The following is an 11,089-nucleotide window of genomic DNA, read 5'->3' as shown; positions in this document are numbered from 1 at the left end:
ACAGCCGCGTTATCAAGCATCGCATCAGCCAGCCGCCGCTTCCGGCGTTCTCGTCCTCGAGCCGCTTCAGCCGCTTCGCCGTACTTGGCCTTCCACTTGCAGATGGTCGCATCGCTGACGCCGTGCCTGCGGCACAGATCGGCGACGGAAACCCCGGCCTCACGCGCTTTCAGAATGCCGATGATCCGGTCCTCTCGGTTGGGCCAGAGTCCACCTCGAACCGGATCAAGCGGAGGGGGCAACGTCAGCCAAGACGTCCGGATGGCCCGGCGAATCCGACAAGTGCCACTGCAAGCACCGCAACCGGATCAGGATCACGTCCGGCCGTCTGAAAGACCGGCGCCGGGTAGCCGCGGGCTGCAAAAGCTGTCCGGAAAACGCCTTCTCTGCCGTTGCCCGCGCCGCAACCGTCATGCCTTGGCCTTGACTGTCAACGAATCCGGGGCTCAGACCCGCGGCGTGTCGGCTGCAGGACCGTTCCGGTATTTGCCGCGGTGGTGGAACCCTGCCGCGATTTCATCCGGCAGAACGCGCTGAACGCGGAAAATTTGGACTTCCGACCGCTATCCCCGGGCTGCGTGCTGCAGCACGTCCGCAACCCGGGTCAGCGCGGCGCCCAGCGGGTTGCTGCGCCGCCAGACCATGCCGATGGTGCGCTGCGGCGCGGGGTCGGCGAAATGCGTCACCGCCACCGGCGCCGAGCGGGTTTCCACCGGCACCGCCATCTCCGGGATCAGCGTCACGCCGATGCCCGCGCCCACCATCTGCACCAGCGTGGACAGCGACGATCCGTCCATCAGCTCGCGCGGCCGGCTGCCGGTCGCGGCGCAGAAGGACAGCGCCTGGTCGCGAAAACAATGGCCTTCCTCCAGCAACAGCAACCGCATCTCGCGCAGCGCGTCGCGGTCGGGCATCGGGTGGTCGGCCTCGCCTTCGGGGCGCACCAGCACGAAGGTTTCGCTGAACAGCGCCACCTCCTCAAGGCCGGGCTGGTTCACGGGCAGCGCCACGATCGCGGCATCCAGACGGCCTTCGCCGATTTCAGCCAGCAGGCGCGGCGTCAGCGTTTCGCGCACATGCAGGTCCAGCCCGGGATAAAGTGCTGTAAGCTCCGCGATGAACCGCGGCAGCAGATAGGGCGCGACAGTCGGAATCACACCGATGCGCAGGCGAGTCAGCAACGGGCTGATGCGGGCGCGCACCAGGTCCTCCAGGTCATCGACCGAGCGCAGGATGGCATGCACCCGCGCCGCGAACTCCGCCCCCAGGTCGGTCAGCCGCGCCTGCCGCCCGCCCCGTTCGACCAGGGGCGCACCGATCAGATCCTCCAATTCCTTGATCTGCATCGACAGGGCGGGCTGGGTGATGGAACAGGCCTCGGCCGCGCGGCCGAAATGGCTGTGGCGGGCAAGCGCATCGAAATAGCGCAGGTGGCGCATGGACAACCCGATCATAAGATTAAATTATCGAAACTTTCAGAAAATGCAATTGGGATTGATCGAAGAAGCGAGTTAGAACGATTCCATGAATCAGCTGGCGACCCCGGGCAGCGCAGGCCCGCGGGTCGCCAAGGCCAAGACCAACGCAGCACAAACGGAGGATCGGATGGACGGGAACGACATCAAGGACGGGGGCATGTGCCCGGTCATGCATGGCGGTTTGACCAGCATGGGCAGCAACGTGATGGCATGGTGGCCGAACGCGCTGAACCTCGACATCCTGCACCAGCACGACACCAAGACGAACCCGCTGAAGGGGTTCAACTATCGTGAACAGGTCAAGACCCTGGACTATGCCGCGCTCAAGGCGGATGTGCATGCGCTGCTGACCGACAGCCAGGGTTGGTGGCCGGCGGACTGGGGCCATTACGGCGGCCTGATGATCCGCATGGCCTGGCACGCGGCCGGGAGCTATCGCGTGGCCGATGGCCGTGGCGGTGGCGGCACCGGCAATCAGCGTTTCGCGCCGCTGAATTCCTGGCCCGACAACGCCAACCTTGACAAGGCCCGCCGCCTGCTGTGGCCGGTCAAGAAGAAATACGGCAACAAGATCTCCTGGGCCGACCTGATCATCCTGGCCGGCACCGTGGCCTATGAGAACATGGGGCTGAAGACCTTTGGCGTCGCCCTGGGCCGTACCGACATCTGGCATCCTGAAAAGGACGTCTACTGGGGCTCGGAAAAGGAATGGCTGGCCCCGTCCGAAAGCCGCTACGGCGATGTGGGCAAGCCCGATACGATGGAAAACCCCCTCGCCGCCGTGCAGATGGGCCTGATCTACGTCAACCCCGAAGGCGTCAACGGCGTGCCCGACCCGCTGAAGACCGCCGCCCAGGTGCGCGAGACCTTCGCCCGCATGGCGATGGACGATGAGGAAACCGTGGCCCTGACCGCCGGCGGCCATACCGTCGGCAAGACCCACGGCAACGGCAGCGCGGCCAACCTCGGCCCCAGCCCCGAAGGCGCCGACCTTGCCGAACAAGGCCTGGGCTGGATGAACCACACCAGCCGCGGCATCGGCCGCGACACCATGACCAGCGGTATCGAGGGCGCCTGGACCACCCATCCCACCCGCTGGGACAACGGCTATTTCGACCTGTTGTTCAAGTATGACTGGTGGCTGACCAAGTCGCCTGCCGGCGCCTGGCAGTGGCAGCCCATCGGCATTGCCGAAGAAGACATGCCGGTCGACGTGGAAGACCCCAGCATTCGCGTCATGCCGATCATGACCGATGCCGACATGGCGATGCGCTTCGACCCGGCCTACCGCAAGATCGCCGAGCGTTTCCGCGACGACCACGCGGCCTTCTCGGACGCCTTCGCCCGCGCCTGGTTCAAGCTGACGCACCGCGACATGGGGCCGAACACCCGCTACATCGGACCCGAGGCCCCGACGGAAATCCTGATCTGGCAAGACCCGGTTCCCGCCGGCAACGCCGCCTATGACGTGGCGGCCGTCAAGGCCAGGATTGCGGCCGCCGGCCTGTCGGGGGCCGACATGATTGCCACCGCCTGGGATTCGGCCCGCACCTTCCGGCAGTCGGATTACCGCGGCGGCGCCAATGGGGCGCGCATCCGCCTGGCTCCGCAGAAAGACTGGGAAGGCAACGAGCCCGCCCGCCTGGCCCGCGTTCTGGCCGCGCTGGAACCGATCGCCGCCGAAACCGGCGCCTCGGTCGCGGATGTGATCGTGCTGGCCGGCAACCTGGGCGTCGAGATGGCCGCGAAAGCCGCCGGCTTCGATGTCGCGGTGCCGTTCTCCCCCGGTCGCGGCGATGCCACCGACGCAATGACCGATGCCGACAGCTTCAAGTGGCTGGAGCCGGTCGCGGACGGGTTTCGCAACTGGCAGAAGAAGGACTACGTCGTTTCCGCCGAGGAACTGATGCTGGACCGGGCGCAACTGATGGGGCTGACCGCCTGCGAAATGACCTGCCTTGTCGGCGGCATGCGGGTGTTGGGCACCAACTTTGGCGGCAACCGGCACGGCGTGTTCACCGACCGCGTCGGCGCCCTGACCACCGATTTCTTCGTCAACCTGACCGACATGGCCTATGCCTGGAAGCCCACCGGGCGGAACAGCTATGCCGTCGTCGACCGCACCTCGGGGGCCACGAAATGGACGGCGACGCGCGCCGACCTGGTGTTCGGGTCGAATTCGATCCTGCGCGCCTATGCCGAGGTCTATGCCCAGGACGACAACGCCGAACGCTTCGTGCAGGATTTCGTCGCCGCCTGGACCAAGGTGATGAACGCTGACCGCTACGATCTGCAGGCCTGATCGTCGGGCCTGGGGCAGGGGGCGCTCCGGGAAACCGGGGCGCCTTTTTGCATTCGGCCGGCCTGTCCCTTCGATGCCCTTAGGGCCGTCCCGTCATCCAGGCCGGTGCTGCCCCCCCTCCGGACCTCCACGCGCCGTGCAGGGATCGTCACTATTTTGGGCAGTTTGCCCGACTTCTGTCATTTCTGCCCGATCCGATCTCGACCGATGGCTCTGCTGGGCGCCGCAAGCCGCTGCCGTGCGGCAGCCGAATTCGGTCAAGGCCCTTGCTGCAAAGGGCGCCTGACGGCCGCTCCGCCGGTCGATTGCCATTCCAGCAAGGCCGGGACCGGCGGTCGATCGGGTGCTGACGACCCAGGCCGAGATTGCCGCCGGCGGGTCGCTTCTGGCACGGGTGCCGCATCCGCAAGTGCCGCCGCTGCCCGAGGCCGGTCACAAGATGAAACGAATCTTGCAAACCTCAACAGTCCATGGTCTGCTTTCCGTCAATCAAGAAGTCGATCCCGGATGATCGGTGGAAACCGGCGGCGAGGGTCGGACAATTCCAACAGCAGGAGGTCATCAAGATGGTCGAATTTTCGCGTAGGGATGTGATGCGCCTTTTCGGCGCCGGTGCGGCCGCTGCCATGGGGCCGGGGTTCGCCAGCCGGGCCTGGGCGCAGGACCGGTCGAAGGAACTGAACATCCTGTGCTGGGAGGGCTACAATTCGGCCCAGGTGCTGGACCCGTTCCGCGAGGCGCAGGGCGCCACGGTCAAGGCGGAATCGCTGACCAACGACCCGACCATGATCAACCGCCTGCGCGCGGGCGAAACCAACGTCTGGGACCTGATCAACGTCAACAACCCCTGGGCGCGCAAGATCATGCACCCCGAGGGCCTGATCAAGGCGCTGGACCGCGCCACCTTCGAGCCGTTCTTCGAGACCATGATGCCCGGCTTCAAGCCGCCCTACAAATGGGCGATGTCGGATGACGGCAACGACCTGCTGGGCATGGCGCAGCGCTATGGGCCGTATTCCTTTGTCGTCAACACCGACAAGATCAGCCGCGCCACGGCCGAAGACCAGGGCTGGGACCTGTGGAATGACGCCGCCAACGACGGCAAGTACGGCATCCTGGAATCCGACGACTGGAACGTGTTCTGCATCTTCATGGTCGCCGGCATCGACCCGTTCAAGGTGCACACGCCCGAAGAGATGGCCAAGTTCGAGGAAACCGCCAAGCGGATCTTCAAGGGCGCCAAGATGATCGGCGACATCGCCACCATGAACCAGGCGCTGATCTCGGGCGAGATCGACTTCCACCTGACGGGGGGCACCTATTCGGTCTCGCCGGCCCGCGCCGACGGCTTCCCGAACCTGCGCGCGATCACGCCCTTGAAAAGCGCGATCGAGGGCAAGGGCGGGATCTCCTGGATCGAGATCACCTCGACCGTGAACAACCCCAACCTGTCGCCGCTGGCAACCGAGTTCCTGAAGTTCGTGCAGGCGCCCGAGGTCGCGCATACCGTCGCCTTCGCCGAGGGCACCTTCAACCCGGTCAGCCAGATGGGCAACCCCGACTGCTTCGCCCTGTTCACGCCGGAAGAACTGGACGCGATCCAGTGGGACAGCCTGGAAGAGGAAATGGCGCGCTCGGCCGAATACGACATCGTGCCCGATTACGACGCCGCGCTTGACCTGATGACCGCGGCCAAGCGCGACCGGGGCTGAGACAGCCGCCCGTCCGGCCTGCGCGCCCGGGGGGCTTCCCCGGGCGCACGCCCCCTTCCAGGCGCCGGATGGCCGGGGCCCCAGAGGATCTGATTTCTTGAACATGCAGACAAAGCCCGTCACAGACCCGTCCGCCGCCGCCACCCGCGCGTCGATCCTGACCCTGACCAACCTGGTCAAGACCTTCGGCACCTACATGGCGGTGGACGGCATCGACCTTGCCGTCGCGGATGGCGAGTTCCTCACCATCGTCGGCCCCTCGGGCTGCGGCAAGACCACGCTTCTGCGGATGCTGGCGGGGCTGGAACTGCCGACCTCGGGCGAGATCGCCCTGCGCGGCCAGGTGATCAACGACCTGCCGCCGAACCGCCGGCCGACCTGCCTGGTGTTCCAGTCGCTGGCGCTGTTTCCGCACCGCTCGGTGGGCGAGAACATCGCCTTTCCGATGAAGATGAAGGGCATCGCGCCCGAGAAGCGGCGGGCGCGGGTCGAGGAACTGATGGCCCTGATGCGGCTGCCGGCGCATTATGTGGACCGCAACGTGATGCGCTGCTCGGGCGGCGAGAGGCAGCGCGTGGCGCTGGCGCGGGCCTTTGCCTATGACCCGGAAATCCTGTTCTTCGACGAGCCGCTCTCGGCTCTGGACTACAAGCTGCGCAAGGAGCTGGAGAAGGAACTGAAGGACATCCACAAGGAAACCGGCAAGACCTTCATCTACATCACCCACAGCCTGGAAGAGGCGATGGTGATGTCCGACCGGATCGCGGTGATGCGCTCGGGCAGGATGCTGCAGGTCGGCACGCCCGAGGAGATCTACACCCGCCCGCAAAGCCGCTTCGTGGCCGAATTCATGGGCGAGGTGAACGTCTTTCCGGTCCGCCGCGCCGGCGACGGGATGTTCGACGGCACCCGGATTCCGGGCCGCTTCCAGGTGGCCGGCGATCCGGCGGCCGAGGGGTTCATCATCGTGCGACCCGAAGCGATGCGCCTGGTGGCCCCCGGCGAGACCGTCGAGAACCGCATCGAGGCGCGGCTCTACAACTCCTATTCGCTGGGCTCGCGGATGCAGTTCCGCCTGAACGTCGGCGAGGATCACCTGATCGTCGAGCAGCTGCGCGCCGGCGGCCCGATGCCGGACCTGGACCGCGAGGTCAGCATCGGCTGGGACAGCCGCGATGCGATCTTCGTCGAGGCCTGAGCGATGAACGAGATCGTCGCCTCGCCCACCATCGCGCAGGCCAGGGCCGCAGGGCCGCGGTTCGGTGAGCGGATGCTGTCGGCCGGCGCGCGCTGCGCGATCCCGGTCTATGTGCTGCTGGCGTTGGGGTTCCTGGCGCCGCTCTTCGCGGTGGTGGCCTATTCCTTCGCCACCCCGCGCGGGTTCGACGTCTTCCGCACCTTCACGCTGGAGAACTACCGCCAGATCCTTGATCCGGCCAACACGGTCTGGATGTCCTTCGCCTGGTCGCTGGGCCTGGCGCTGCTGACCGTCGCGATCCTGACGCTGGTCGCCTATCCCATCGCCTATGGCCTGGCGCGGCTGTTCGGCCGCTCGGCCGGGCTGGTCAGCGTGCTCTTCGTCTTTCCGCTCTTCGTGTCGGAAAACATCCGGCTTTACGGCTGGGTGCTGTTCTTCATCAAGGGCGGCGTGCTGGATGGCACGCTCAAGGCAATGGGCCTGCCCGGCGCGCCGGAATTCCTGTTCACGCCCGCCGCCACCCTCTTCGGCATGGTCTATGTCTACCTGCCGTTCATGCTGTTCCCCATGGTGCTGGGCCTGTCGATGGTGCCGCGCGACCTGATCGACGCGGCCCGCGACATGGGCGCCGGCCGGCTGCAGATCTGGCACGAGGTGGAACTGCCGCTGGCCATGCCCGGCATCCTGATCGGCATGCTCTTGACCTTCGTCCTGGCCGTGGGGGCGGTGGCGGAATCCAAGGTTCTGGGCGGGCAATCGGTCATCGTCATCACCCAGGACATCGAGATTGCCTTCACCTACGCGCAGAACTGGCCCTTCGGTTCCGCCCTGGCGGTGATCCTGACGCTGATCGTCGGCGTGCTGACCGTGCTCGGCATCGGCCGGCTGGACCTGGACCGCATCCTGGGGAGGCGGTCATGAGCCTGTCGCCCGAGGCCCGCGCCGAACGCCGCAGCGCACGGTTCATCGCGCTGTGGACAGGCTTCGTGGTGCTGGCAATCTACACGCCCATCCTCTGCGGCTTTGTCGCCTCGGTGAACAAGGGGCGGTATTTCCGTTTCCCTCTGGCCAAGACCTCGATGGAGTGGTGGCAGAAGACCTTCGATTCCATCGAGATCGGCATGCTGGTGCGGACCTCGCTGGCGATGGCGGGGCTGGTGACGGTGATCGCGGTGGTGATCGCCTTCTTCGGCGCGCTGGCCTATGCGCGCTATGACTGGAAGGGGCGGCGGCTGTATCAGAAGCTGGTGCTGCTGCCGATCTTCTTCCCGCAGCCGGTGCTGGGGCTGGCACTGTTGTTGTGGTTCAACGCGCTGGGCATGCAGATGTCGTGGCAGACGGCGGTCTTCGCCCATCTGGTCTGGATCGTGCCGGTTGTGACGCTGGTCATGGCGATCCAGATGTACAGCTTCGATGCAGCACTTGAAGAAGCCGCCTTCGATCTGGGCGCCAGCCGCCTGCAGGTCCTGCGCGAGGTGACGCTGCCGATCCTCTGGCCCGGCATCTGGTCGGGCGCGCTCTTCGCCTTCCTGCTGTCCTGGGGCAACTTCCCGCTGTCGCTTTATACCACCGGCCCCGATACCTCGGTGCCCGAGTGGCTTTATGCCAAGATGGTCGCCGGCTACACGCCGATGGTCCCGGCGCTGGGGTCGATGGCGACCATTGCGGCGGCGGCAGTGCTGCTGGGCATGGGCCTCCTGGCGCGGGCGCTGCGGAAAAGGCCGGCGCAATGACCGCCAACCGCTGGAGACGCTTTGCCGACTGGGACGCGCGGCCGCTGCGGCAGGACCGGTTCGCCCGCGAAGACCCGGCGAAGGGGTTTCAGGCGATGGCCAGCCCGGCCGACCCGGCACCGGGCCTCGCCGTGGCCGAGGGCCGGGTGACGGTGATGGACGGCGTGGCCGAGGCCGACTTCGACCTGATCGACCGCTTCATCGCCCGCTACCACCTTGACCCGGCGGTGGCCGCCGAGGCGATGGCCATTCCCAGCCTGGATCTGGCGCGGATGCTGGTCGACCTGAACGTGCCGCGGGCCGATCTGGTCCGCCTTGCCCGCGGCCTGACCCCCGCCCGGCTGGCCGAGGTGGTGGGGCACCTCTCCGCGCTGGAGATCGCCTTCGCCTACGGCAAGATGCGCGCCCGCCGCAGCCCCGGCAACCAGGCCCATGTGACCAACGCCAAGGACGACCCGCTGCAACTGGCCGCCGATGCCGCGGTGGCCGTGGGCCTGGGGTTCGATGAGATCGAGACCACCCAGCGCGTCGCCCGCAACGCCTGGTCGAACGCGCTCGCCTGCGCCGTGGGGGCGTCCGTGGGCCGCTGGGGCACGCTGTTCCAGTGCTCCTCGGAAGAGGCCGAGGAACTGCAGATCGCCATGCGCGGCTTCACCTCCTATGCCGAAACCGTCTCGGTCTACGGCAGCGAAGGCGCCTTCATCGACGGCGACGACACGCCCTGGTCAAAGGCGTTTCTGGCGTCCGCCTATGCCTCGCGCGGGGTCAAGATGCGGGCGACCTCGGGGGCGGGGTCGGAGCTGCTGATGGGCTTTCACCAGTCGCAGTCGCTTCTCTATCTCGAGGCGCGCTGCCTGTGCCTGCAACGCGCGATGGGCGTGCAGGGCACCCAGAACGGCGGCATCGACGGCGCGCCCGTCACCATGAGCGTGCCGGGCGGCGGGCGCGAGCTGATGGCGGAAAACCTGATCGCGGTCTGGCTGGACCTGGAATGCGCCAGCGGCAACGACGCCCGCCCCACCGAAAGCGAATTGCGGGTGGGCGCCAAGATCATGCCCTACCTGATGGCCGGGTCCGACCTGATCTGTTCGGGCATGGGGTCGATCCTGAAATACGACAACTCCTTCAACCCGTCGCTGATCAACGGCGAGGAGCTTGAAGATTACCTCGTCCTGCAGCGCGACTACGAGGCCGACGGCGGGCTGACCCCCCTGTCCGAAGACCGCGCCTCGGGCTTGCGCGAGCGGGCGCTGGCGGCCGTGGCGGCGGTGCTGGGGGAACTGGGCCTGGCCCGGCCGACGCCCGCCATGCTGGCCTCGGTCGCCGCCGCCTCCGGCTCGGCCGAGACCGACAGCTATACCCCCGGCGACGCCAGCCGCATCTCTGAATCGATCCGCACCCGCGGCATCACGGTGATCGACGCGATCCGGGCGCTGGCCACCCGCGGTTTCACCGAAGAGGCCGAAAACCTGCTGGCCATGGTGCGGCTGCGGCTGTCGGGCGACGCCCTGCAGACCTCGGCGCTGGTGCGCGACGGCCGGGTGCTGTCGGCGATCAACGACCCGAACGAATACCTCGGCCCCGGCACCGGCTACCGCCTGACGCCAGAGCGGCGGGCCGAGATCGTCGAGATTCGCGACGTGCTGGACGAACGCGAGGTGCTGCGCTCGCAGGCCATGGTCGAGAAGGTCGAGGCCAGGCGCGCCGCCTACAGCAGCCTTGGCCCGGCGAAGGCGGGGCAGGGCGGGCCAGAGGTGGTGGTGGGCATCAGCCCGGCCTTCGGCACGAAGCTCTTCCGCACCCTGGCGGGCGAGGGCGTCTCGGTCATGCTGCGGGCGGTGGTGCAGGGCATCCGCGACGGCGGCGGCACCCCGCGCGTGGTGCGGATGCGGCACACCGCCGACACCTCGTTCCTGGGGCTGTCGGCGGCGCATCTGTCGGGGTCGGGCATCGGCATCGGCTTGCAGGCCAAGGGGACGGCGGTGATCCACCGCGCCGGCCGTCTGCCGCATCACAACCTGGAACTCTTTTCCAACGCGCCGATCACCACGCTGGACCATTACCGGCGCCTTGGGGAAAACGCCGCCGCCCTTGCGCAGGGCGGCGACCCCGAACCGGTTGTCGTGCCCACCCGAGGCGAGGCGATGGGCGCCCGCTTCCACGCCGAAGTGGCGCTGATCTACGCCATCGAAACCGCGCTTTGCAGCGAAGGGGCGGCACCGGAAGAGGTGGCGGTGGAATTCCAGGAGGTGCCATGACCGCAACCTATCCGCTGTCCGAAACCGCCCCCGAAACCCTGCGCGCCCGCAGTGGCAAGCCGCTGTCGGGCATCACCCTGCAGGCCGTGCTGGCGGGCGAGATCGGCATGGACGACCTGGCCATCGACGCGACGACCCTGCAGCGCCAGGCGCAGATCGCGCGCGATGCGGGCCGGGCCACGCTGGCCCGCAACTTCGACCGCGCCGCCGATCTGGTGGCGGTCCCCGATGCCGAGATCATGCGCGCCTATGAGATGCTTCGCCCCGGACGGGCGAAATCGCGCGCCGAACTGGACGCGCTGGCGGCCGAATTCCGCAGCCGCTGGGGCGCCGATCGCATCGCCGATTTCATCGCCGAGGCCGCCGAGGTCTATGACCGCCGCGGGTTGTTCACGTTCCGCTACTAGA

The 11,089-nt window shown here is 67.3% G+C and carries 9 protein-coding genes and 2 pseudogenes; 9 read left to right on the top strand and 2 right to left on the bottom strand.

What is annotated here, in order from left to right:
* A pseudogene (locus tag LHP98_RS14495) lies at positions 1–242 on the bottom strand (transposase); the annotation flags it as partial.
* Between the two features lie 35 nt (positions 243–277).
* Here LHP98_RS14495 and LHP98_RS14490 point away from each other — a divergent pair.
* A pseudogene (locus tag LHP98_RS14490) lies at positions 278–427 on the top strand (IS5/IS1182 family transposase); the annotation flags it as partial.
* A 136-nt stretch (positions 428–563) separates the two neighbouring features.
* On the opposite strand, the gene LHP98_RS14485 reads toward LHP98_RS14490, so the two are convergent.
* Positions 564–1,454, bottom strand: coding sequence for a hydrogen peroxide-inducible genes activator (locus LHP98_RS14485; protein WP_227253252.1), 891 nt, complete (start codon positions 1,452–1,454; stop codon positions 564–566).
* A 151-nt stretch (positions 1,455–1,605) separates the two neighbouring features.
* On the opposite strand from LHP98_RS14485, the gene katG reads away from it, so the two are divergent.
* The 8 genes from katG (at position 1,606) to LHP98_RS14445 (ending at position 11,088) form a co-directional block, all read left to right on the top strand.
* Entirely contained in the window at positions 1,606–3,780 is a 2,175-nt protein-coding gene (gene katG, locus LHP98_RS14480; RefSeq protein ID WP_227253251.1) for a catalase/peroxidase HPI, read from the top strand.
* A gap of 343 nt (positions 3,781–4,123) precedes the next feature.
* Complete coding sequence (locus LHP98_RS14475; protein ID WP_227253250.1) at positions 4,124–4,291, top strand: hypothetical protein; 168 nt, start codon at positions 4,124–4,126, stop codon at positions 4,289–4,291.
* Positions 4,292–4,346: 55 nt separating this feature from the next.
* Positions 4,347–5,492, top strand: a complete 1,146-nt coding sequence (locus tag LHP98_RS14470) for an ABC transporter substrate-binding protein (protein WP_227253249.1) — start codon at positions 4,347–4,349, stop codon at positions 5,490–5,492.
* A 103-nt stretch (positions 5,493–5,595) separates the two neighbouring features.
* Entirely contained in the window at positions 5,596–6,690 is a 1,095-nt protein-coding gene (locus tag LHP98_RS14465) for an ABC transporter ATP-binding protein (RefSeq protein WP_227253264.1), read from the top strand.
* A gap of 3 nt (positions 6,691–6,693) precedes the next feature.
* Positions 6,694–7,611, top strand: a complete 918-nt coding sequence (locus LHP98_RS14460; protein WP_227253248.1) for an ABC transporter permease — start codon at positions 6,694–6,696, stop codon at positions 7,609–7,611.
* Entirely contained in the window at positions 7,608–8,423 is an 816-nt protein-coding gene (locus LHP98_RS14455; protein ID WP_227253247.1) for an ABC transporter permease, read from the top strand. Before LHP98_RS14460 ends, LHP98_RS14455 begins: the two co-directional genes overlap by 4 nt.
* On the top strand, positions 8,420–10,681 hold the full coding sequence (locus LHP98_RS14450) for a propanediol/glycerol family dehydratase large subunit (protein WP_227253246.1): 2,262 nt from the start codon (positions 8,420–8,422) through the stop codon (positions 10,679–10,681). Before LHP98_RS14455 ends, LHP98_RS14450 begins: the two co-directional genes overlap by 4 nt.
* Positions 10,678–11,088: a diol dehydratase small subunit gene (locus LHP98_RS14445; protein ID WP_227253245.1), complete on the top strand. Its 411-nt coding sequence runs from the start codon at positions 10,678–10,680 to the stop codon at positions 11,086–11,088. Before LHP98_RS14450 ends, LHP98_RS14445 begins: the two co-directional genes overlap by 4 nt.
* Position 11,089: the final 1 nt, after the last annotated feature.

The sequence above is a fragment of the Rhodobacter sp. Har01 genome (assembly GCF_020564565.1).
Lineage (GTDB): Bacteria > Pseudomonadota > Alphaproteobacteria > Rhodobacterales > Rhodobacteraceae > Pseudogemmobacter.
The sequence above is the reverse complement of the archived record's forward strand: the minus strand, read 5'-3'. Positions and strand labels throughout refer to the sequence as shown.